The following is a 21,837-nucleotide window of genomic DNA, read 5'->3' on the forward strand; positions in this document are numbered from 1 at the left end:
ACTCAGTTCTCGTTGCGCGCCTTGGGGAATCGCTTCTGTTTGGCCACCCAACCGGCCATCTGGGCCCAGTGCGACTTGCGCGGGGTGACGATCGAGGTCAGTTCCCGGTCCCACTCATCGGCCTCGGTGAGACCCTCGATGGTGGCGACGAGTTCCTTCGCCGTGGCCATATCGGTGACGACCCGGTCGCCGAGGATGCCGTCGGCACCGACCAGCGTCACTCGGACACCGGCGCGGCCGAGCGGCTGCAGCACGGCCGTGGCCGAACCCTCGTGATCGGCGACGAAACCCTTGACGGACTCCACGAGGGCGCCCGACAACTTCACCGGGGCCGTGGCGACATCAGCACTCATGGCACGGAGTTTACCGGCCAGTAGCAAACGGTCCAGTCCCCCTGCCGGAATTGTCCGCCACCGCCGGGTCCGGCCTGCCCACCGTGAAGGTGTAGAACAGATCTCATGCGTGCGATTCAGGTGTCCGAACACGGTGGTCCCGAAGTCCTGGAGTACGTCGAGGTGCCGGACCCGCAGATCGGACCCGATCAGCTGCTCGTCGACATCCAGGCCATCGGCATCAACTTCATCGACACCTACATCCGCACCGGCCGCTATCCACAGGACGTGCCCTACGTGCCCGGCGCCGAGGGCTCCGGTGTGGTGGCCGAGGTCGGCGCGAACGTCACCGAGTTCGCCGCCGGCGACCGCGTCGCGTGGGCGGCCGGACCCGGCAGCTACGCCGAGCGGGTCGCGGTGAACGCCGCGGTGGCCGTCAAGGTGCCCGGCGAGGTCGACCCGAAGGTGGCCGCTTCCGCGCTACTGCAGGGCATGACCGCGCACTACCTGCTCGAATCGATCTACACCCCGCAGCCGGGCGAGTCGGTGCTGGTGCACGCGGGCGCGGGCGGTGTCGGTCTGGTGCTGACCCAGCTCGCCGCGGCCCGCGGTGCCCGGGTGATCACCACGGTGTCCACCGATGCGAAGGAGAAACTCTCCCGCGAGGCCGGTGCCGCCGAGGTGCTGCGCTACGGCGACGACCTCGCCGACCAGGTGCGCGCGCTCACCGACGGCGTGGGCGTGGCCGCGGTGTACGACGGTGTCGGCGCGGCCACCTTCGAGGCCAGCCTCGCGTCGCTGCGGGTCCGCGGCATGCTCGCACTCTTCGGCGGTGCCAGCGGCGCAGTCCCCCCGTTCGACCTCCAGCGCCTCGCCGGCTCCGGCTCGCTGTTCGTCACCCGCCCGACGCTGGCCCACTACACCCGCGACCGTGCCGAACTGCTGTGGCGCGCAACGGACATCCTCAACGCCGTCGACAACGGCACGCTGCGGATCCGGATCGGCGCGACCTACCCGCTCGCCGAGGCCGAGCAGGCGCACCGCGATCTCGAGGCGCGCAAGACCACCGGCTCCATCGTCCTGCTGCCCGGTTCCTAGCCCGGTTCAGTAATCGCGGCCGGTCAGGCCGCGGTAGATGAAGCGCGTCAGGCCGTCGACGGCCTGCTTGTCGGTCAACTCGACCGTGCCCTCCTCGACCGCCTGCACCGTGCCGGCGGCGAGCAGGAACATCATCGCCAGGCTGGCGTCGGGCGTGCTCGGCAGCGTGGGCCCATCCGGACCGAAACCGTCCAGATGGTTGACGATGTCGCGGCGCTGCTGAATCGCGAACTGCCCGGCCTGCCTGGCGAATTCGTCGTTGACCAGCGCCGCCTGCTGGATGGATCGGTACACGGCCCAGTGCTGGCGCGCCGATATCCAGTACTGCTCCACATGGAAGCGGATCGCCGCCGGATCGGTGAAGTCCGGGTTGTGGTCCGGCCCCTCCGCCGTCACGTCACCGGCCGCCGCGACGTCGTCCAGCAGCGCCTGGAGTAGCTCTTCCTTGCCCGCGAAATGGTTGTAGAACGACCCGGCCGCACGACCCGCCGCCGTGGTGATGTCGACGATCTTGGTGTTCAGGTAGCCGCGCTCGGCGAATAGGCGCAGGGCAGCCGCCTTCAGCGCGTGCTCGGTTTCGGCCGACTTCTCTTTGCGACTCATCGACACCCGCACCCACCTCCTTGACAGGCAAGGTACCAACTTCAATACTGAATCAGTATTCATTGAATTCTAATTCAGGAGTGAAACGTGCACGACCAGGTACTCATCGCAGGCGCCGGACCCACCGGGTTGACCCTCGCCCTCGACCTGGCCCGCCGGAACATCCCGGTCCGGATCATCGATCAGGCCACCGAGTTCTTCGCGGGCTCCCGCGGTGACGGCATCCAACCCCGCACCCTCGAGGTGTTCGACGACCTCGGCGTGCTCGACGCGGTGCTGGCTGCGGGCGCAACCGGGCCGGTCATGCTGGCTTACCTCGGTGGCGAGTTCGTCGGCGAGCACCGGATGTGGGACCCGATCGAGCCGACGCCCGCGGTCCCCTACCCGAATGGCTGGGTGCTCGGGCAGGCCGGGACCGAGGCGATCCTGCGTGAACGGCTCGCGGACTTCGGTGTTCGGGTCGAACTCGGCACGACGCTGCGCACGTTCGCCCAGGACGCGACCGGCGTCACCGCGACCCTGACACACGGGAGTGCCGAGGAGACTGTGCGCGCCGCCTACCTGGTCGGCGCCGACGGTGGCCGCAGCACGGTGCGCAAGACGCTCGGTATCGCGTTCGAGGGCAGCACCGACGAGTCACTGCGGATGCTGCTCGGCGATGTCCGGGCCGACGCCCTCGACCATGCCTTCGGCTACTGGTTCGCCGGTGCGGACCGGCCGATGGAGGGGATCGCCATGTCCCCCTTGCCCGGTGGGCGCCAGTTCCAGTTCGCCGCGCCGCTGACCGGCGATGCCGAGCCGACCCTCGCGGTGCTGCAGGAGTACCTCGACCGCTACTCCGGCCGCACCGACATCACGCTGTCCGAGCTCACCTGGGTGACGGTGTGGCGGCCGAATATCCGCCTGGCCGAACGGTTCCGGGACGGGCGTGTCTTCCTCGCCGGTGACGCCGCGCACGTGCATCCGCCGACCGGCGGACAGGGCATGAACACCGGCATCCAGGACGCGTACAACCTCGGCTGGAAACTGGCCGCCGCCGTGCACGGTGACGAATCACTGCTGGACAGTTATGAATCCGAGCGCAGGACGGTCGCCGCCCGCGTCCTCGGTATCAGTTCCGCACTGCTGGACAAGCTGGTCGACGGCGCCGAGGACGCGATGCGGCGCGGCCCGGAAACCCAGCAGTTGGACATCAGCTACCGCGACCCGGCCGACCTCGGCCCACTCGTCGCGGGCGACCGCGCCCCCGACGCTCCGCTGAAGGACATGGCAGGCAATCCGATTCGCCTGTTCGACCTGTTCCGTGGCCCGCACGCGACGCTGCTGTGCTTCGGCGAAACCGGCGAACTCCCCACCGGCACCGAGGCCTACGCGGTCGTCCGGCCCGGCACCACGGCGGCCGGGCGGCACGTCATCGATGTCGAAGGCCATGCCTTCGCCGCGTACCACGCGGTCGACGGAGCCCGAGTCGAGATCCGGCCCGACGGCTACCTGGCCCGACGCGACTGAAGGTGGATCAGAGGAAGCTACCGACGGTGTCCCAGCCCAGCACGGAATCGACCGCGAGACCGCAGAACACCACGGCGAGATAGTTGTTCGACTGCAGGAACAGTCGCAGCGGCTTCACCGATTCGCCGCGCCGCACGCCGGAGTACAGCTGGTGCGCCATGAGCAGGAACCACGCTCCGGCCACCAGCGCCACGGCCGCGTAGACCACGCCGGTCGCGGGGACCAGCGCCAAGGTGGCGAGCACGGTGAGCCAGGTGTAGATGACGATCTGCTTGGTCACCGCCTGCTCGGTGGCCACCACGGGCAGCATCGGCACGCCCGCCGCGCGGTAGTCCTCCTTGTAGCGCATGGCCAGCGCCCAGGTGTGCGGCGGTGTCCAGAAGAAGATGACAGCGAACAGCACGACGGCGGGCCAGCCGATGCCGCCGGTCGCCGCGGACCAGCCGACCAGGGCGGGCATGCAGCCCGCGGCGCCGCCCCACACCACGTTCTGCGAGGTGCGGCGCTTGAGACCGAGGGTGTAGACGAAGACGTAGAACAGGATCGTCGCGACCACCAGGACACCGCTGAGCAGGTTCGCCTGCCACCACAGCCAGGCGAACGAGCCGAGGCCGAGCACCACACCGAACACGAAGGCGTGCGAGGTCGGCACTGCCTCCCTGGCCAGCGGGCGCTTCGCGGTCCGCTTCATCACCTTGTCGATATCGGCGTCGGCGACACAGTTCAGCGTGTTCGCGCTGGCCGCGCCCATCCAGCCACCGAAAAGGGTGACCAGGATGAGGCGGATGTCGATGTGCCCGCGATCGGCGAGCAGCATCGTCGGAATCGTCGCGACGAGCAGCAATTCGATGACCCGCGGCTTGGTGAGCGCGATATACGCGAGCACTCGTCGCAGTAGTCGGGACGGCAGCCCTGGCCCGGCGAACCGGTCCGCCAGCGCCGTCGGAGCGGAGCCGTGCGCGCCATTGCCACCCGGCTGTTGCCCAATCCGCACTGTTTCTCCTCGCACGCTGTGCATCGCATCCGGCATGGACCAAGCAGCACGCTCGGTCCCGCTGAGCTGGATGCGCGAGAGCTGGACCTTCGCCCGCCTCGGCGCCTCTTCAGCCGTGCGGCGCGGCTACTACTACAGAGGATGGTAGACCCCACCGAGCGTGCTCCTCGCATAGCCCCACGCAACAACATTGGGAATGTGACCCAGCCGACGGCGCGCCACGGGTCCGGAGAACCCCGGCCGCACGCGGTTTCGAGCGCCGTTCGCGGGGCAAACAAAGACAGGGTTCCCCGCACCCCGCTCAATGGGCACATCTAGGGTGGTTGGGTACACACCCGGTATGCACGCGCCGCTGCCGTGCGTTCATCGCCGCCAGTAAAGCCGCCGTCGACGAAACCAATGTCAGGAGAACCTCGGTCGTGTCAGTCACAGACGACATCCGCGCCCTCACTCAGCCGAATCACCCGGACGACTGGACGGATCTGGACACCAAGGCCGTCGACACGATCCGGGTGCTCGCCGCAGACGCGGTGCAGAACGCCGGCAACGGACACCCTGGCACCGCGATGAGCCTGGCGCCGCTGGCGTACTCCCTCTACCAGCGGACCATGCGGATCGACCCGAGCGACCCGAGCTGGGTCGGCCGGGACCGGTTCGTGCTGTCCTGCGGTCACTCCAGCATCACCCAGTACATCCAGCTCTACCTGGCCGGTTTCGGCCTGGAACTGGACGATCTGAAGAACCTGCGCAAGTGGGGCTCGCTCACCCCGGGCCACCCCGAGTTCCGGCACACCGACGGCGTCGAGATCACCACCGGGCCGCTCGGCCAGGGCCTGGCCTCCGCGGTCGGCATGGCGATGGCCGCCCGCCGCGAGCGCGGCCTGTTCGATCCGAACGCCGCGCCGGGCACCAGCCCGTTCGACCACTTCATCTACGTGATCGCCTCCGACGGTGACATGGAGGAGGGCGTCACCTCCGAGGCCTCCTCGCTCGCGGGCACCCAGCAGCTCGGCAACCTCGTGCTGATCTACGACGACAACAAGATCTCCATCGAGGACGACACCACCATCGCCTTCGACGAGGACGTCGCCAAGCGCTACGAGGCCTACGGCTGGCACGTCCAGGTCGTCGAGGGTGGCGAGGACGTCGTCGCCATCGAGTCGGCGCTGGCGGCCGCCAAGGCGGAGACCGGCAAGCCGTCGATCATCGTGCTGCGCACCATCATCGGCTACCCGGCGCCCAACAAGATGAACACCGGCGCCGCGCACGGTGCCGCCCTCGGCGCGGACGAGGTGGCCGCCACCAAGAAGATCCTCGGCTTCGACCCCGAGCAGACCTTCGAGGTGGACGACGCGGTGATCGCGCACACCCGCAAGGCCATCGATCGCGGCAAGCAGGCGCACGCGCAGTGGCAGCAGCAGTTCGACGCGTGGGCGCAGGCCAACCCGGACAACAAGGCCCTGTTCGACCGGCTCGCCAAGCGCGACCTGCCGCAGGGCTGGGCCGAGAACCTGCCGAGCTACGAGCCGGACCCCAAGGGCGTCGCCACCCGCAAGGCCTCCGGCAAGGTGCTCGCCGCGCTGGCGCCGGTGCTGCCGGAGCTGTGGGGCGGCTCGGCCGACCTCGCCGAGTCCAACAACACCACCATGTCCGGTGAGGCGAGCTTCGGCCCCGAGTCGATCTCGACCGGCATGTGGAAGGCCAACCCGTACGGCCGCACGCTGCACTTCGGGGTGCGCGAGCACGCCATGGGCGCGATCCTCAACGGCATCGCGCTGCACGGCCCGACCCGCCCGTACGGCGGCACCTTCCTGGTGTTCAGCGACTACATGCGCCCCGCGGTGCGCCTGGCCGCGCTGATGCGCGTGCCCGCCATCTACGTGTGGACGCACGACTCCATCGGCCTCGGTGAGGACGGCCCGACGCATCAGCCGATCGAGCACCTCGCCGCGCTGCGCGCCATCCCCGGTCTGAACGTGGTCCGCCCCGGCGACGCCAACGAGACCACCTACGCCTGGCGCACCATCCTCGAGCGCGACAGCAGCGAGCACACCTCGCACTTCTCGGTCTCGGAGATGCCGCACCAGGACGGACCGTCGGCGCTCGCGCTGACCCGCCAGGATCTGCCGATCCAGGAGGGCACCAGCTACGAGGGCGTCAAGAAAGGCGGCTACATCCTGGCCGAATCCTCCACCGACACCCCGCAGGTGATCCTCATCGCTACCGGCTCGGAGCTCCAGCTCGCCGTCGGCGCGCGGATTAGCCTGGAGGAGCGTGGCATCGGTACCCGGGTGGTGTCGATGCCGTGCGTGGAGTGGTTCGACGCGCAGGACCAGGTCTACCGCAACGAGGTGCTGCCCCCGACGGTCACCGCGCGCGTGGTGGTCGAGGCCGGTATCGCGATGCCGTGGCACCGGTTCGCCGGTGACGCGGGCCAGATCGTCTCGATCGAGCACTTCGGTGCGTCCGCCGACTACAAGACCCTGTTCCGCGAGTTCGGAATCACCACCGAAGCCGTGGTTGCCGCCGCGCTCACCACCTTCGAGAACAGCGGCGCCGTCGAAAACGTGAAGGGATAAGCGCTCATGACACAGAACGCGAATACCGCCGCCCTGTCCGCGGCCGGCGTCTCGGTGTGGCTCGACGACCTGTCGCGCGACCGCATCCAGTCCGGCAACCTCGCCGAGCTGATCGAGACCCGCAGCGTCGTCGGGGTGACCACCAACCCGACCATCTTCCAGGGTGCGCTGAGCAAGGGCCACGCTTACGACGGACAGCTCAAAGAGCTTGCCGCCCAAGGCGCGGATGCCGACGCCGCGATCCGCACCATCACCACCGACGACGTGCGCTCCGCCTGTGATGTCTTCGCAGGCGTGTTCGAGGCGTCCAACGGGGTGGACGGCCGCGTCTCCATCGAGGTCGACCCCCGCTTCGCCTTCGACGCGGACAAGACCATCGCGCAGGCCATCGACCTGTGGAAGACGGTGGACCGGCCCAACCTGTTCATCAAGATCCCGGCCACCGAGGCGGGCCTGCCCGCGATCACCCGGGTGATCGCCGAGGGCATCAGCGTGAACGTGACGCTGATCTTCTCCGTCGCGCGCTACCGCGCGGTGATGGGCGCCTACCTCGACGGGCTGCGCAGCGCCAAGACCGCGGGCCACGACCTCGGCAAGATCCATTCGGTCGCTTCGTTCTTCGTGTCCCGGGTGGACAGCGAGATCGACAAGCGGCTCGAGGCGATCGGCTCCGACGAGGCCCTCGCGCTGCGCGGGCAGGCCGGAATCGCCAACGCCCGCTTGGCCTACGCCGAATACCAGGACGTGTTCGACGGCGGCAAGCACACCTCCACCTACAACCACCTCGCCGCCGCGGGCGCGAATCGGCAACGGCCGCTGTGGGCTTCGACCGGCGTGAAGAACCCGGACTACTCCGACGTCATGTACGTCACCGAGCTGGTCGCGCCGAACACGGTGAACACGTTGCCGGAGAAAACACTGGAGGCCGTCGCCGACCACGCCGAGATCCGCGGCGACACGGTCAGCGGCACCGCCGCGGCCGCGCAGGAGGTCTTCGACAAGCTCTCGGCCGTCGGCGTCGACCTCGACGACGTGTTCCAGGTGCTCGAGCGCGAAGGCGTGGACAAGTTCGAGAAGTCGTGGGCGGAACTGATGTCCGCCACGACGGAGGAGCTGTCCAAAGCGGCCGGGAACAACTGACACCGATGGCCGGCCCCAAGAACCCGACCTGGCAGAACCCGCTGCGCGACGAGCGGGACAAGCGGGTCCCGCGCATCGCGGGCCCGTGCAGCATGGTGATCTTCGGTGTCACCGGCGACCTGTCCCGGAAGAAGTTGATGCCGGCCATCTACGACCTCGCGAACCGGGGGCTGCTGCCCCCGGGCTTCGCGCTGGTCGGCTTCGCCCGCCGCGATTACGCGGACGAGGACTTCGCGAAGGTCGTGCTCGATTCGGTGAAGACGCACGCGCGCACGCCCTTCCGGCAGGAGGTCTGGGACCACCTGGCCGAGGGAATCCGGTTCGTGCAGGGCAGTTTCGACGACGACAAGGCCTTCGCCACCCTCGCCGAGACCCTGGCGGCGCTGGACAAGGAGCGCGGCACCGGCGGCAATCACGCCTTCTATCTGTCGATTCCGCCGAACATGTTCCCGGTGGTGCTCAACCAGCTGTCCGAACACGGACTCGCGCAACCGGACAATACCGACGCCGCGGGCCGTAAGCCGTGGCGGCGGGTGGTGATCGAGAAGCCGTTCGGCCACGATCTGGAAAGCGCCCAAGAGCTCAACGCGCTGGTCAACGGTGTGTTTCCGGAGGAGACCGTCTTCCGGATCGACCACTACCTCGGCAAAGAGACGGTGCAGAACATCCTGGCGTTACGCTTCGCCAACCAGCTCTACGACCCGATCTGGAACGCCAACTACGTCGACCACGTGCAGATCACCATGGCCGAGGACATCGGGTTGGGCGGTCGCGCAGGCTATTACGACGGCATCGGCGCGGCCCGCGACGTGATCCAGAACCATCTGCTGCAGCTGCTCGCGCTCACCGCGATGGAAGAGCCGATCAGCTTTCAGCCCAAGCAGTTACAGGCCGAGAAGATCAAGGTGCTCTCGGCCACCAAGCTGGTCGAGCCGCTGGACGAGACCACCGCGCGCGGACAGTACGCCGACGGCTGGCAGGGCGGCGAGCAGGTGGTCGGCCTGCTCAACGAGGAGGGCTTCGACCCGGAGTCGCGCACCGAGACCTACGCCGCGATCACGCTCGAGGTCGACACCCGCCGCTGGGCCGGGGTGCCGTTCTATCTGCGCACCGGAAAACGGCTCGGCCGCAGGGTCACCGAGATCGCGGTGATGTTCAAGCGGGCGCCGCACCTGCCGTTCGACCAGACCATGACCGAGGATCTCGGGCAGAACGCGCTGGTCATCCGGGTGCAGCCGGACGAGGGCATCACCACCAGGTTCGGCTCGAAAGTGCCAGGGTCGAGCATGGAAGTGCGCGACGTCAACATGGATTTCAGCTACGGCGAGGCGTTCACCGAGTCCTCCCCGAGGCCTACGAACGCCTGATCCTCGACGTGCTGCTCGGGGTGCCGTCGCTGTTCCCGGTGAACGCGGAGGTCGAATTGTCCTGGGGCATCCTCGATCCGGTGCTCGAGCACTGGGCCACCGAAGGCAAACCCGAACCATACGAGGCGGGCACCTGGGGTCCCTCCTCGGCCGACGAGATGCTCGCCCGCACCGGGCGCGAATGGCGGCGGCCGTGATCATCGACATTCCGCACACCACGACCGGCGAGGTCACCAAGCGCATCGTGCAGCTGCGCGAGAGCAACGGCGTGATCACCATGATGCGGGTGCTCACCCTGGTGGTCTGCACGCTGGACAGCTCCGAGGCCGAGGACGCGATCGACGCCGCCAACGATGCCAGCCGCGAACACCCTTGCCGGGTGGTCGTTTTGGCGCGCGGCGACCGCGACGCCGAGACCCGGCTCGACGCTCAGATCCGGGTCGGCGGGGACGCGGGCGCGGCCGAGGTGATCGTGCTGCGGTTGCAGGGCGAGCTGATCAACCACGAGAGCAGCGTCGTCATCCCGTTCCTGCTGCCGGACACCCCCGTGGTGGCCTGGTGGCCGCGCGGCGCGCCCGAGTTCCCGTCCAAGGATTCGGTGGGCCGCTTGGCGACTCGCCGCATCACCGACGCCACCTACGCCGCCGACCCGCAGGCCGCGATCAAGAAGCGGCTCGGTTCCTACGCGGCAGGCGACACCGATCTGGCGTGGAGCCGGATCACCTACTGGCGTGCCTTGCTGGCCGCCGCGCTGGACGAACCGCCCTTCGAGCCGGTGGAATCGGTGCTGGTGTCCGGTTTGCGCGACGAACCGGCCCTGGACACGTTGGCCGGGTGGCTCGCAGGCCGCCTCGGCTGCCCGGTGATCCGCCGCTCCGGGGCGCTGCGGGTGGAGCTGCACCGGCCGTCGGTGTCGGTCACCATCGAACGTCCGCAGACCGGGCGCACCGCGACGCTGACCCGCACCGGTGACCCCGACCAGCGAATCGCGCTGGCCCGCAGAGAAACTCGCGACTGCCTCGCCGAAGAGCTGCGCAGGCTGGACGCCGACGAGATCTATGCCGAGGCCCTCGCCGGAATCGAGAAGGTGACCTATGAGTGAATCCGCCAGCGACACAGTAGAAGTCCACATCGATACCGACTCGCTGATCGCCGCCGCGGCGGCCCGGTTCGTCGAGGTCGTCGCCGCCGCGCAGGAAGAACGCGGCACCGCGTCGGTCGTGCTGACCGGCGGCGGCACCGGCATCGGACTGCTCGAACTGGTCCGCAAGTCCCCCGGTGACATCGACTGGTCCAACGTCGACTTCTTCTGGGGCGATGAGCGTTTCGTGCCCGCGGGCGACGCCGAACGCAACGACCTCCAGGCGCGCCAGGCTTTACTCGATCACGTCCCGGTCGACCCGGCGCGAGTACACCCGGTAGCCGCGTCCGACGGTGAATACCCCGACCCGATCGAGGCCGCCGCCGAATATTCCGCCGCCGTGCACGCCTACCTGGCCGAACACGGCTCCTTCGACCTGCACCTGCTCGGCATGGGCGGCGAGGGACACATCAATTCGCTGTTCCCGCACACCGACGCGGTCCGCGAGGAACACGAACTCGTTGTCGCCGTAACGGATTCGCCGAAACCGCCCCCGGTCCGCGTCACCCTCACCATCCCCGCCATCCGCCGCACCCGACACGTGGTGCTGGTCGTCGGTGGGGCGGCCAAGGCAGACGCGGTTGCGGAGGCAATCTCCGGCGCCGACCCGGTCGACATTCCCGCCGCAGGGGCGGTCGGGCTCGAATCCACCACGTGGTTGCTCGACCAAGACGCGGCGTCAGCGTTGCAGTTGCCGGACTGAGCGTCGCCCCCATCTCCACGTTCCACGCGCAGCAGGGTGCCGCCAGCCACGCAGGGCATTGTTGGGCGGGACTTGGTGGCGGCCTGCACCTGGTGCGTGGTTCATCGCGTCCCTGCGGAATGCTGGTCGCTGAATCAGGCGGACGGGGGTTCATGTCCGGTTGACCGAGGGTTTGGCCGGAACTTATTCGGCCGAACTGGATATGGTGCGCATAATCATCGGGTTTGCCGATAAGGTGGGGCGGTGAGTGAGCGGGCAGCGAACCCGGGATCCAGCCCGGGCAAGGTTCTCGATGATCGGTTTCGGGCGGCGGTCGGTGCGCTGACACCGGCGCTGGAGCGTGCGGCGGCGGACATCGCGCCCGGGATCAGCGGTGCGACGCTGCTGGAGCTGTTCGAGGCGCAGGCGACGAGCAGGCAGTTGGATCTCGCGGCCCGGCAGTTGGGGGCGAGCAAGCGGGGGTACTACAGCATCGGGTCGTCGGGGCACGAGGGTAATGCGGCGCTCGGGGTGGCGTTGCGGGTCAGCGATCCCGCGCTGCTGCACTACCGGTCCGGCGCGTTCTTCGTGCAGCGCGCCCGGCAGGTGCCTGGTCTCGACCCGATCCGCGACGTGCTGCTCGGTGTCGTGGCCGCGGCGGCGGATCCGATATCCGGTGGACGGCACAAGGTTTTCGGCAGCAAGCCCGCCGCCATCATTCCGCAGACCTCGACCATCGCCTCGCATCTCCCCCGCGCGGTCGGTCTCGCGTTCGCGATCGATCGTGCCGCGCGACTGGGTGTTTCGAGCGAGTGGCCGTCGGATGCGGTGGTGCTGTGCAGCTTCGGCGACGCCTCCGCCAACCATTCCACCGCGGCGGGCGCGATCAATGCGGCGATTCATACTGCCCGCCAGGGTGTTGCGCTGCCGATCCTGTTCCTGTGCGAGGACAACGGCATCGGGATCAGCGTCCCCACTCCCGCGGATTGGATCCAGCAGGCGTACGGCGCCCGCCCCGGACTGGAGTACTTCGGCGCCGACGGCTGCGATCCCGTCGACGCACTGACCACGTCGATCGCGGCCGCAGCGTGGGTCCGCGAACACCGCAAGCCCGCGTTCCTGCACATGCGCACAGTCCGTCTGCTCGGCCACGCCGGTTCCGACGTGGAAGCCGCCTACCGCAGACCCGCCGACATCGCCGCCGACCTACTCCGCGACCCGGTGACCGCGACCGCCCGCCTGTTGGTCGCCGCGGGTGTAGCGACACCCGCCGAGGTGCTCGAACGCTACGACGACATCGCCCACCGCGTCGCCACCACGGCCGAACTCGTCTGGCGCGAACCGAAATTGACCTCGGCGACCGCGGTGATCGCGCCGCTCGCACCATCGCACCCGGCGTTGGTACGCGCCGATGTCCTGCGCACCGGCCAGCTCGCCGCGACCCCGGCGAGCGAGGCGCAAGCACACAGTTCACCCGCCGGCGCACCGCAGGCGGACACCTCGCCGGACGCGACGGCCCCAGCCGCCAGCACACCTCGTGTGGCACCCGCCATCGTGGGCCCGAACCCCGTTGCAGGCAGCGATGATTCGTTGACGCTCGGGCAGGCGATCAACCGCACACTGGCAAGCCTGCTCGCCCGCGATCGGGACGTGCTCGTCTTCGGCGAGGACGTCGGCCGCAAGGGTGGCGTGTACGGCGTGACCAAAGGTCTGCAGAAGCAGTTCGGCAAGCGGCGCGTCTTCGACACCTTGCTCGACGAACAGAGCGTTCTCGGCACCGCCCTGGGCACCGCGCTCGCCGGTTTCGTGCCGATCCCCGAGATCCAGTACCTGGCCTACGTGCACAATGCCGCCGACCAACTGCGCGGCGAGGCCGCCACCCTGTCCTTCTTTTCCCATGGGCGCTACCACAATCCGATGGTGGTCCGCATCGCCGGCTACGCCTACCAGAAGGGTTTCGGCGGCCACTTCCACAACGACAACTCCATCGCCGCGTTGCGCGACATCCCCGGGCTCGTCATCGCCTCCCCCGCGCGCGCCGACGACGCCGCCGCCCTCCTGCGCACCTGCGTCTCCGCCGCCCGAGTAGACGGCCGCGTCTGCATCTACCTCGAACCCATCGCCCTCTACCACACCCGCGACCTGCACGAACCCGGCGACAGCGCTTGGCTCGCAACGCCTTCCGACACCGACCACGTCGAGATCGGCCGCGCCCGCGTCTACGGCGACGGCACCGACCTCACCATCGTCACCTTCGCCAACGGCGTCCCCATGAGCCTGCGGGTAGCCCGCCGCCTGGCCGACCGCGGCATCCGCCCCCGCGTCCTCGACCTGCGCTGGCTCTCCCCCCTCCCCCTCGACGACCTGCTCCGACACGCCCGCGCCACCGGCCGCGTCCTCATCGCCGACGAAACCCGCCACAGCGGCGGCGTCTCCGAATCCGTCTGCGCCGCCCTCATCGACGCAGGCTTCGACGGCCACATCGCCAGGGTCACCAGCGAAGACACCTTCATCCCCCTCGGCCCCGCCGCCGACACCGTCCTGCTCGACGAAGCCAAAATAGAGACCGCCGCCGGAAAACTCTTGGCACAGTAGACATCATGGTCGGCACCGATGAGGAAGCTGTTCCGGCGGAACACCGGCGCTACTGGCAATACCAGCAAGACTTGGCCGCCGTAGCCGACAAGGCAGAACCCGAGCTGGTCGCCATCGTCTTACGCGATCCGGACAAGGTCATGGCCGAGGCCGCCGTATCCGGCCACTTCGATAGTCGTGCGCCCCACCTGATCCGACTCGACGGCAGCCACTTCGACCAGTGGGCGACCACCATGTCCGAACTGATCGCCGACCACAACTTCCTCGCTCGTCGGCTACGGGAATGGATCCTGCTGAAGTCGATCATGCTGGGCCACAACTGGATTCCCGAGGACGTTGTCGCTGCCAGCGACTGGTTCCAGCGCAAGGCGCTCGATCTGATCACCGAGGCCGATGCGCTGGCCCTGCTGGCGGAGCAGGGCAGAACACGACGGGTTCGCAATGCAGCGGACCGCAAGCTACGCGGCGGGAAAGCGCGCCTCGACTGATCGAGGCGCGCCACTACTCGGCATCCCTATGCGGAATCAGCCGAGATGAACGGGAAACGCCGCCAGGTCGTTCTGGGTGAGTACGGGAAGGTTGCGGATTTCCTCGACCGGGACGGCGAGGCGCAGATCGGGGAAGCGGTCGAAGAGGGCGGGCAGGGCGATGCCTGCTTCGAGGCGGGAGAGGGCGGCGCCGGGGCAGATGTGCGGGCCGTGGCCGAAGGTGAGGTGGCGGTGCGAGGTGGTGCGGGTGAGGTCGAACTCGTCGGAGTCTTCGCCGTGCACGGCGGTGTCCCGGCCGATAGCACGGTAGGACATGACCACACCCTCACCCTTCTCGATCACGGTGTCGCCGATGGTGATGTCTTCGGTGGCGAAGCGCATCAGCAGGTGGGTGACCGGGCTGTCCCAGCGCAGGGTTTCCTCGACGGCCTGCTTCCACTCGATGTCGCCGGAGCGAACCTTGTCGAGTTGTTCGGGCCGGGTGAGCAGGGCGCGCACGGCGTTGAGGATGAGGCCGACGGTGGTTTCGTGACCGGCGGCGACGAGCGCCTTCAGGTTGCCGACCACTTCTTCTTCGGTCAGCGGCTCGCCGCCGTCGGTGGCCAGGATGAGGGCGCTGGTGAGGTCGTCGGTGGGGTCGGCGGTCTTCTTGCGCACCAGATCGGTGTAGTACCGGTCCATCTCGTCGATCACGCGCAACCGCTCGTCCTGCGGGGTGAGCAGCGAGAAGAACGCTTTGTACCAGGTGAGCAGCGTGGGATGGTCGGCGCGGTCCACGCCCATCAGCTCACTGATGACGCGCATCGGCAGCGGGTAGGCGAAGGCCTCTTTGAGGTCCACCACGGAATCACCCGCAGCACTGAGATCGTCCAGAAGCTCGCCGGTTAGTCGCTCGATAACGGGACGAATGTCCGCTAGTCGACGCGGCGACAAAGCCTGCGTTGTCTTGATCCGCAGCCTGCGATGCTCGGCACCGTCCACGGTGAACATGGAACGTCCCGCGTCGATCATGCCGATCAGCGGCCACTGCCGCGTCACCACACCGGAGTTCCACAGCGACCAGCCGTTGATGTCCTTGATCAGCCGCGGGTCGACGAGCAGTTGCCTGGCCACCGCATGCTCGGTGACGGTCCAGGCGGGCACGCCGAGCAGTTCGATGCGGGTGAGCGGACCCGCGGCACGCAGGTAGGCAGTCTCGCCGGCGAGGTCACCGACCATCGGATCGATGGCAAAGGGGCATGTTTCTGTCACTGGGGACCTCCGACTGCACGAACTGGGGTGAAACGAACCGGCAAAGAAGTCATGCCGCGCAGGAACGCCGACGGGCGCCGGACCAGGTTCTGCGCGGGAACCATGAGATCGATGTCGGGCAGTCGGTCGAGGAGCACCTCGATGCTGGTGCGCGCGATGATCTCGGCCAGTTGCTGAGCCGGGAACGGGCACCGGTACTCGCCGTAGCTGAACGCGAAGTGCGCGCTGTTGCCCGCGTGCGCGGGTTCGACGCCGTCGACGAGATGCTGACGCACATGCGGGTCGGCGTTGGCGGCCGCGAGTCCGAGCAGCAGCATGTCACCCGCCCGAATCACCTTGTCGGCCAACCGCGTATCGCGCGCCGCCCACCGACCGGCGAGGATCTGGGTGGGAGTGTCTTCCCACAGCACCTCGTTCATCGCCTCGCCGACGCTGCGCCGCCCACCGCCGAGGGCCGCGGCGAACCGGTCGTCGGTGAGCATGAGCCGCACCGAGTTCCCGATCCAGTCGGCGGTCGGCAGGTGCGCGGCGGCGGTGACCGCCATCAGGTCCTGCACGTACTCCTCGTCGCTGAACTGCGCCGGGTGTGCGAGCATCCGCGACACCAGGTCGTTGCCCGGCCGGGCCTTCTTCGCGGCGAGCACCTGCTGCATCTGCTCGTAGAAGCGCCCGTACGCCGCCTGCGCGTCGGCACCACCGTCGGCGAGCGCCTTCATGCTCCACGCCAACCGCGCGCCGTCCTCGTCGGGAAAGCCGAGTGCCCAGGCGAGCGCGAGCACCGGCATCGGCACCGCGAACTCGGCGACCAGATCGGCCTCGCCACGCCCGCAGAAGCCGTCGATCAGCCGGTCCGCCAATTCCTCACAGGTGCGGCGCAATTCGAACGGATCGACCGATTCCAGCGCGGGCTCGACCATCGCCACATGCCTGCGATGCTCGGCGCCCGCGGTGAAGTAGATCGACGGCCGCGGCTGCCCGACCATCGGCAGCAGCGGCCAGTCCTCGGGGATGTTGGGCCACTGGTTCCACAGGCTGACATCGCGCGGGAACAACTCCGGATCGCTGGTGACCTGATGCAGCTCCCGATACCCGATGACCAGCCAGGACGGGACACCACCCGGCAGTTCGACGGACACGACGGGTCCGTGCTCGCGGCGCATCTCGCGGTAGAGGTGCTGCGGGTCGGTGTGGAAGCGCGGACCGCTCAGCGGCACGGCGCCGGTCTCCGGGTGGACCGGGCAGCCGCCGGTGGCCGCCGCGGCGGCACTCGAAGTGGTCATGATGCGGTCTCCGCTCGGGCGTCGGCATAGATGTGCTCGACCAGGCTGATCAGCACGCGCTTGCTGGACTCGCGCGACCTGGCGTCGCAATCCACCAGCGGCACATGCGGATCCAGGTCGAGGGCGTCGCGCACCTCGGCGAGTTGAGACGGTCCGCCGAAGTTGTTGCACGCCACCACGAATCGGGTGCGCTGGGCTTCCAGCCGGTCGATGGCGTACCACGAGTCGGCAATTCGGCGCTGGTCGACGAGCACGATCGCGCCGAGCGCACCGGCGAACAACCGGTCCCAGAGGAAGAAGAACCGTTCCTGCCCAGGGGCGCCGAACAGGTACAGCACGTTCTCGGCGTCGATGGTGATGCGCCCGAAGTCGAAGGCGACCGTGGTCGTGGATTTGCCGGGGGCGCCGGTCGGGTCGTCGATCCCGACGCCCGCGTTGGTCATCGTCGCCTCGGTATCGAGCGGGCGGATCTCGCTGACCGCGCGGACCATGGTGGTCTTGCCGACGCCGAAGCCGCCGACGATGACGATCTTCAGCCCCTGGCGGGTCGCGCTGTTCAGTGGGGCGTCGGCGCGGGCGGGCCGAGCGTCAAAGGTTGCGGAGTCCAACGAGCACCTTCTCGAGGGTGGTGGAGTCGGGCACCGAATTCCACGGCGCAGCCGGGCCGACGTCGGGATGCCGGACGGTGATCTTGCCTGCGTGCAGCAGGTCCGACAGCAGGATGGTGGCGATGCCGAACGGGATGCGCAGCTCGGCGGCGATCTCGACGACCGCGGTCGGCGCGCGGCACATGTCCAGGATGGCAACGTGTTCGGACTGCATGCCCTGCGTCGGCGCGCACTCGCTGACCACCAGGGTGACCAGGTCGAAACTGTCGGAGTCCGGTTTGCTGCGTCCCCCGGTCAGTGTGTAAAGCCGGTCGGGGTCGTCGTCGCGGCCTGGCCTTTTCACGACACGCTCGCTCCCCCGACGCGCGGTGCGGACGCGAGATGGTGACTCAGCTGTTCGACCAGCTCCCGCATGTTGTGCCCGACCAGGCCCGCGTCCGCGTCCTCACCGGCCACGACCGCGATGTGCGCCGCGAGACCCGCCTCGACGATGAACAGGATGCCGCCGTAGAACTCCGTCATCGACTGGCGCACACCGCCTCTGCCGTCACCGAACTCGACCGACGCACCGTGCGAAAGACTTTGGATGCCCGCCGAGATGGCCGCTAGTTGGTCCGCCTTGTCCATGTTCAATTCCGGCGTGTGGCAGATCTTGAGACCGTCACCGGAGAGCAGCAGCGCGTGGCGGGCGCCGGGGGTGCGGGCGAGCAGTTGCTCCAACAGCCAGCTGAGTTGCGACGGCACAGACGTTGTCATCGATCATTCTCCACGGCAACGGTAGGGGACGGGGAAGGTGTTGCGGCAGCGGAGGTATCGGTGTCCCGACCGGACACCGCGCGCTGGAACGCACCGAAGGACGCGGGCGTCGACACCGGCGGGGTGGCCGCGGCGGGCGCATCATGCGTGGGTAGCGAGAGTCCGGCGGGGTGGACGGCGGCGAGGGTGCTGCCGCGGCGGCGCTTGGGTAAGCCCATGCTGGTGTGCTCGACGGTGGGCGAGAGGTCCGGAGCGGGCGTGGGATTCGGGGTGGCCGAGGTATTCCACGCGGTGGAGTTCGTTGGAGCCGAAGAATTGGGAGCGGAGGTGGGAGTCGCACCAGCCGCAGAGTTCGCGGCAGCCGCGAAGTTCAGGTCAGCCGTGGGGTTTCCGACCGACGCAACGTTTCCGGTGCCCGCAGGGGTCGCGCCGAACTCGGAGTTCCCGCCAGCCGCGGAGTTTCCAGTACCTGCGGGGCTCGTGCCACCCGCAGAGTTCACGGCATCCGCAAGGCTCGGGCCGGCAGCAAAGTTCGCGCCGGACAGAGAGTCCGCGGCGCCCGCAGGGCTCGCGGCACTCACCGAGTTTCCGGCAGCGGCAGTGGCGGGGTCCGCGCCGACAGAGCTCGCCGCAGCGGTGAAGTTCGCGGCCGCAGCGGGGTTCGCGCCGGCCGGGTGCACGGCTGCGGGGTCCGGCAGCGCCGCGACTCGCGCGGCCGACGCCGGTTTCGGCTGCGACAACGCGGTGAGCTGCGACGTCGCACTCGGCAGCGTAGCGGTGGGTATCGCGGGAATGGTGCCGAGCGCGGACGGTTGCGAACGGTCGACGCGCGCAGTGAGATCCCGCGGCACCACCACGACGACGGCCGTGCCACCGATGGCGGAGGGCCGGAAGGACACGGTGAGGCCGTGCTTACGCGCGAGGTGCCCGACGACGGCGAGCCCCAACCGCGTGCCACTCAACGACGACAGGTCCGAGGCCCGCTGTCCGCGCCCATCCGGCCCGTTCGACACGGTCTGTTCGGCGCGGCGCAAGGCCGATTCGCTCATCACCAGTCCGCTGTCCTCGATGGTGAGCACCACCCCCGCGGGCACCTCCGCAGCGTAGACGTGCACCTCGGTGGTCGGCGGGGAGAAATTACACGCGTTGTCGAGCAGTTCGGCCAGCGTATGCATCACACCTTCGGCCGCGTGCCCGGCGATGGCGATTTCGGCGATAGCCCGTAGACGGACCCGCTGGTAGCCCGAGACACGCCCCATCGCGCCACGCAGGATCGACTCCATGGCAATGGGTTTGGCCCAGCGCCGGCCGGAGCGGGCGCCGCTGAGGACGGCGATGCTGTCGGCGAGGCGGCCTGCCTGCGCGGTGCGGTGGTCCAGGTGCAGCAGGTCGGCGAGCACCTTCGGGTCGGCGTGCCGATGCTCCATTTCGCGCAGCTCGGCGAGCATGCTGGTGGTCATCGCCTGCATGCGGCCCGCCGCGCCGGCGAACGCGGCCATCGCGGCGGACCGGCGGCTGTCGCTGTTCTTCGCTTCCCACGCGTGCAGGTTGGTGGCCTCGCTCGCGGCCGCCATCCTGGCCGACGCCTCGGCGGTGACCGCCGCGGCGGCCTGGCGGGCGCGGATCGCCGCACCGCGATAGTGCGCCGCCGCGGTTACCGTGGCGCACAACGCGATAGCCGCCGCGACGGCGCCGATGGTCAGCGGGATGCGGAAGTCGGTCGGCGCGTAATACACCGCGACCACCACGACAACCGAGGTGACGGCGGCGCAGGTCAACAGCGCTAGCAGAGGTATGCGCAGACGTCGAAACAGCGGTTCCCGACGCTCGCCTTCCGGCGCGTTCAATGACTGTGACAAGTTCCGTACTTCCGCACTCACGTTCACCAAGAAGGCATGCTGGCTGGTCCCGACCCCCTGCAGCGTTCGGGCTGCACCAAATGTACAGACCACCAAGCAGTTCCGCATCTCGGCAGAACGCACATACCTGCGCTGTCATGAAATTGCGCAGTAGTTGTATTGTATTGCGCTACTTTATTTTTCAATCATGCTGGTGGTTTGCCGATGCGCCCTCGGTGATCGCGAGCGCACCACTTCGTCACACAGCGGTCACACCGCCGCCGTCCGCAGGCCGCGTCGGCGCAAACTTCGCAGACCACCCAGCCGAGGCGCGCCGCACCGGTATCCCAGCGATTCGGATTCGACGGGGGAATACTGGAAATACAGTGGCGGTGACGACGACAACCAGCGGCGAAGGGCACGGCGATAACCATGATGTCCATGCTCGGTGAGGTTCGGCCGGAGCACGATCGCGCGGCGGACGGCGATCTGGTGCTCCTGCACTATCTGCGTTCCTTCCGCAAACCGGTGCTCGACGTGTGGTCGGCGGCGACCGATCGCGCGCAGTTGGCGCGCTGGCTGGGCACGGTGTCGGGCGGCCACGGCAATCTGACCATCGAACCGATGGACGGACCGGTGTCGCGACCCGTCGCGGTGCGCGTCGATCATTGCCAAGCCCCGCACGAATTGGTCGTGCACGTCGACGGCTGTCTGCTCGAGGTTCGGATGACCCAGGTCGGCGTGGTCACCAATGTCGAGCTGATCCGCCGCCACGTGAGCCCGGCGGAGGCGAGCGCGATCGGCCCCCGCTGGCAGTACCTGCTGGATCGGCTCACCGCGTACCTCGACTACCAACCGCTGCCGCAGTGGGCCGACTACCCGAAGCTGGCCGACGAATACCGTTGAGTCACGGCTTCGCCCACCGTCAGAGGAAGAATCCGGCGATCCCCCAGCCCGGTCGCGCCTGCGCCTCGCGGATCCATTCCATGCACGATTCGATCGCGGCGAGCACCTCGTGGTCGACGTCCTCGCGCTGTTTCGGCGCGGTCGATTCCCATTGCACCAGGGCTTCCGCGCACTGCTCCGGCGTCCATTCGCCGTAGCCGGGTAGCTCGTCGGGCTGGGGTAGGGCGGCGGGCAGCGCGTGGTAGACGAAGTCGGCGAGGCTGATCGCCTTGATGCCCAATTCGGCGAGACCCTCGTCGACCTGCTCCAGCCAGCTGCCACGGAACGGCGAGAAGTACCGGTTGTCGAGGAACCTGCCGTAGAACTGGCAGATCGTTTGGTAGGCGTAGGCGTACTGGAAGCCGTACACCTCGTCGAACGGGCCGCCGTCGATGACGGCGCGCACCGCGTCGTAGCGCGCCGGGGCGCCGTTCGCGATCTCCTCGGCGAACCAGTCGTCGGCGTGCGCCAACTGGGCTTTGAACCGGCCGCCGATCATGCGCCGGAGCTTGTCGTCCCGCGAGCCGATCGCGGCTCTGACCCTATCCAGTTCGACGACGTAAACGCTCAGGCTGTAACTCATGATCGAACATTAGCGGCACCCACCGACACGAACGCCGCACCGACGGAA

At 68.5% G+C, this 21,837-nt stretch carries 19 protein-coding genes and 1 pseudogene; 10 read left to right on the forward strand and 10 right to left on the reverse strand.

Annotated elements, in window-relative coordinates:
* Nucleotides 1-2: 2 nt before the first annotated feature.
* Nucleotides 3-353, reverse strand: a complete 351-nt coding sequence (locus DMB37_RS06870) for a hypothetical protein (RefSeq protein WP_135231989.1) — start codon at nucleotides 351-353, stop codon at nucleotides 3-5.
* Between the two features lie 105 nt (nucleotides 354-458).
* Here DMB37_RS06870 and DMB37_RS06875 point away from each other — a divergent pair, with 105 nt between their 5' ends.
* The gene (locus DMB37_RS06875) at nucleotides 459-1,430 is read left to right on the forward strand and encodes a quinone oxidoreductase (RefSeq protein ID WP_135231990.1); all 972 of its coding nucleotides are present in this window, start codon (nucleotides 459-461) and stop codon (nucleotides 1,428-1,430) included.
* A gap of 6 nt (nucleotides 1,431-1,436) precedes the next feature.
* Here DMB37_RS06875 and DMB37_RS06880 read toward each other — a convergent pair whose 3' ends face one another.
* Nucleotides 1,437-2,033, reverse strand: coding sequence for a TetR/AcrR family transcriptional regulator (locus DMB37_RS06880; protein ID WP_135231991.1), 597 nt, complete (start codon nucleotides 2,031-2,033; stop codon nucleotides 1,437-1,439).
* Nucleotides 2,034-2,120: 87 nt separating this feature from the next.
* On the opposite strand from DMB37_RS06880, the gene DMB37_RS06885 reads away from it, so the two are divergent.
* Nucleotides 2,121-3,542 (forward strand): FAD-dependent monooxygenase, encoded by a 1,422-nt coding sequence (locus DMB37_RS06885; protein WP_135231992.1) that lies wholly within the window; start codon nucleotides 2,121-2,123, stop codon nucleotides 3,540-3,542.
* Nucleotides 3,543-3,549: 7 nt separating this feature from the next.
* On the opposite strand, the gene DMB37_RS06890 is transcribed toward DMB37_RS06885, so the two are convergent.
* On the reverse strand, nucleotides 3,550-4,572 hold the full coding sequence (locus tag DMB37_RS06890) for a heme o synthase (protein WP_370465339.1): 1,023 nt from the start codon (nucleotides 4,570-4,572) through the stop codon (nucleotides 3,550-3,552).
* A 383-nt stretch (nucleotides 4,573-4,955) separates the two neighbouring features.
* Here DMB37_RS06890 and tkt point away from each other — a divergent pair, with 383 nt between their 5' ends.
* The 7 genes and pseudogenes from tkt (at nucleotide 4,956) to DMB37_RS06925 (ending at nucleotide 14,528) form a co-directional block, all read left to right on the forward strand.
* Nucleotides 4,956-7,115, forward strand: a complete 2,160-nt coding sequence (gene tkt / locus DMB37_RS06895; RefSeq protein ID WP_135231993.1) for a transketolase — start codon at nucleotides 4,956-4,958, stop codon at nucleotides 7,113-7,115.
* 6 nt (nucleotides 7,116-7,121) lie between these two features.
* Nucleotides 7,122-8,255, forward strand: coding sequence for a transaldolase (gene tal, locus DMB37_RS06900; RefSeq protein WP_135231994.1), 1,134 nt, complete (start codon nucleotides 7,122-7,124; stop codon nucleotides 8,253-8,255).
* Nucleotides 8,256-8,392: 137 nt separating this feature from the next.
* A pseudogene (gene zwf, locus DMB37_RS06905) lies at nucleotides 8,393-9,819 on the forward strand (glucose-6-phosphate dehydrogenase).
* The gene (gene opcA / locus DMB37_RS06910) at nucleotides 9,816-10,724 is read left to right on the forward strand and encodes a glucose-6-phosphate dehydrogenase assembly protein OpcA (protein ID WP_186818477.1); all 909 of its coding nucleotides are present in this window, start codon (nucleotides 9,816-9,818) and stop codon (nucleotides 10,722-10,724) included. Before zwf ends, opcA begins: the two are co-directional and overlap by 4 nt.
* A complete protein-coding gene (gene pgl, locus DMB37_RS06915; protein ID WP_135231996.1) occupies nucleotides 10,717-11,466 on the forward strand; it encodes a 6-phosphogluconolactonase in 750 nt (249 codons plus the stop codon). The genes opcA and pgl overlap by 8 nt, the downstream gene beginning before the upstream one ends.
* Before the next feature lie 243 nt (nucleotides 11,467-11,709).
* Nucleotides 11,710-14,040: a thiamine pyrophosphate-dependent enzyme gene (locus DMB37_RS06920; protein ID WP_370465340.1), complete on the forward strand. Its 2,331-nt coding sequence runs from the start codon at nucleotides 11,710-11,712 to the stop codon at nucleotides 14,038-14,040.
* Between the two features lie 5 nt (nucleotides 14,041-14,045).
* Nucleotides 14,046-14,528, forward strand: a complete 483-nt coding sequence (locus tag DMB37_RS06925) for a hypothetical protein (protein WP_135231997.1) — start codon at nucleotides 14,046-14,048, stop codon at nucleotides 14,526-14,528.
* Nucleotides 14,529-14,564: 36 nt separating this feature from the next.
* Here DMB37_RS06925 and DMB37_RS06930 read toward each other — a convergent pair whose 3' ends face one another.
* Genes DMB37_RS06930 through DMB37_RS41250 form a run of 6 tightly spaced genes read right to left on the reverse strand, consistent with a single transcriptional unit; the run spans nucleotide 14,565 to nucleotide 20,201 of the window.
* Nucleotides 14,565-15,779 (reverse strand): cytochrome P450, encoded by a 1,215-nt coding sequence (locus tag DMB37_RS06930; protein WP_135231998.1) that lies wholly within the window; start codon nucleotides 15,777-15,779, stop codon nucleotides 14,565-14,567.
* Nucleotides 15,776-17,059 carry a cytochrome P450 gene (locus DMB37_RS06935; RefSeq protein WP_135231999.1) on the reverse strand — a complete coding sequence of 428 codons (1,284 nt, stop codon included), beginning with the start codon at nucleotides 17,057-17,059 and terminating at the stop codon, nucleotides 15,776-15,778. The genes DMB37_RS06930 and DMB37_RS06935 overlap by 4 nt, the downstream gene beginning before the upstream one ends.
* Entirely contained in the window at nucleotides 17,056-17,667 is a 612-nt protein-coding gene (locus DMB37_RS06940) for an ATP/GTP-binding protein (RefSeq protein WP_135232000.1), read from the reverse strand. The genes DMB37_RS06935 and DMB37_RS06940 overlap by 4 nt, the downstream gene beginning before the upstream one ends.
* A complete protein-coding gene (locus tag DMB37_RS06945; RefSeq protein ID WP_135232001.1) occupies nucleotides 17,648-18,010 on the reverse strand; it encodes a DUF742 domain-containing protein in 363 nt (120 codons plus the stop codon). Before DMB37_RS06945 ends, DMB37_RS06940 begins: the two co-directional genes overlap by 20 nt.
* The gene (locus DMB37_RS06950) at nucleotides 18,007-18,423 is read right to left on the reverse strand and encodes a roadblock/LC7 domain-containing protein (protein WP_135232002.1); all 417 of its coding nucleotides are present in this window, start codon (nucleotides 18,421-18,423) and stop codon (nucleotides 18,007-18,009) included. Before DMB37_RS06950 ends, DMB37_RS06945 begins: the two co-directional genes overlap by 4 nt.
* Nucleotides 18,420-20,201, reverse strand: coding sequence for an ATP-binding protein (locus DMB37_RS41250; protein ID WP_240772273.1), 1,782 nt, complete (start codon nucleotides 20,199-20,201; stop codon nucleotides 18,420-18,422). Before DMB37_RS41250 ends, DMB37_RS06950 begins: the two co-directional genes overlap by 4 nt.
* A gap of 501 nt (nucleotides 20,202-20,702) precedes the next feature.
* Here DMB37_RS41250 and DMB37_RS06960 point away from each other — a divergent pair.
* Nucleotides 20,703-21,167 (forward strand): hypothetical protein, encoded by a 465-nt coding sequence (locus DMB37_RS06960; protein WP_240772274.1) that lies wholly within the window; start codon nucleotides 20,703-20,705, stop codon nucleotides 21,165-21,167.
* Nucleotides 21,168-21,186: 19 nt separating this feature from the next.
* On the opposite strand, the gene DMB37_RS06965 is transcribed toward DMB37_RS06960, so the two are convergent.
* Entirely contained in the window at nucleotides 21,187-21,789 is a 603-nt protein-coding gene (locus DMB37_RS06965) for a hypothetical protein (RefSeq protein ID WP_135232004.1), read from the reverse strand.
* Nucleotides 21,790-21,837 lie beyond the last annotated feature (48 nt).

Source organism: Nocardia sp. CS682 (assembly GCF_004634405.1).
Classification (GTDB): Bacteria; Actinomycetota; Actinomycetes; order Mycobacteriales; family Mycobacteriaceae; genus Nocardia; species Nocardia ninae.

Coding starts and splice junctions, on each gene's coding strand:
- DMB37_RS06870 (WP_135231989.1), bottom strand. CDS start 353: ATGAGTGCTGATGTCGCCACGGCCCCGGTGAAGTTGTCGGGCGCCCTC.
- DMB37_RS06875 (WP_135231990.1), top strand. CDS start 459: ATGCGTGCGATTCAGGTGTCCGAACACGGTGGTCCCGAAGTCCTGGAG.
- DMB37_RS06880 (WP_135231991.1), bottom strand. CDS start 2,033: ATGAGTCGCAAAGAGAAGTCGGCCGAAACCGAGCACGCGCTGAAGGCG.
- DMB37_RS06890 (WP_370465339.1), bottom strand. CDS start 4,572: ATGCCGGATGCGATGCACAGCGTGCGAGGAGAAACAGTGCGGATTGGG.
- tal (WP_135231994.1), top strand. CDS start 7,122: ATGACACAGAACGCGAATACCGCCGCCCTGTCCGCGGCCGGCGTCTCG.
- pgl (WP_135231996.1), top strand. CDS start 10,717: ATGAGTGAATCCGCCAGCGACACAGTAGAAGTCCACATCGATACCGAC.
- DMB37_RS06925 (WP_135231997.1), top strand. CDS start 14,046: ATGGTCGGCACCGATGAGGAAGCTGTTCCGGCGGAACACCGGCGCTAC.
- DMB37_RS06935 (WP_135231999.1), bottom strand. CDS start 17,059: ATGACCACTTCGAGTGCCGCCGCGGCGGCCACCGGCGGCTGCCCGGTC.
- DMB37_RS06950 (WP_135232002.1), bottom strand. CDS start 18,423: ATGACAACGTCTGTGCCGTCGCAACTCAGCTGGCTGTTGGAGCAACTG.
- DMB37_RS06960 (WP_240772274.1), top strand. CDS start 20,703: ATGCTCGGTGAGGTTCGGCCGGAGCACGATCGCGCGGCGGACGGCGAT.
- DMB37_RS06965 (WP_135232004.1), bottom strand. CDS start 21,789: ATGAGTTACAGCCTGAGCGTTTACGTCGTCGAACTGGATAGGGTCAGA.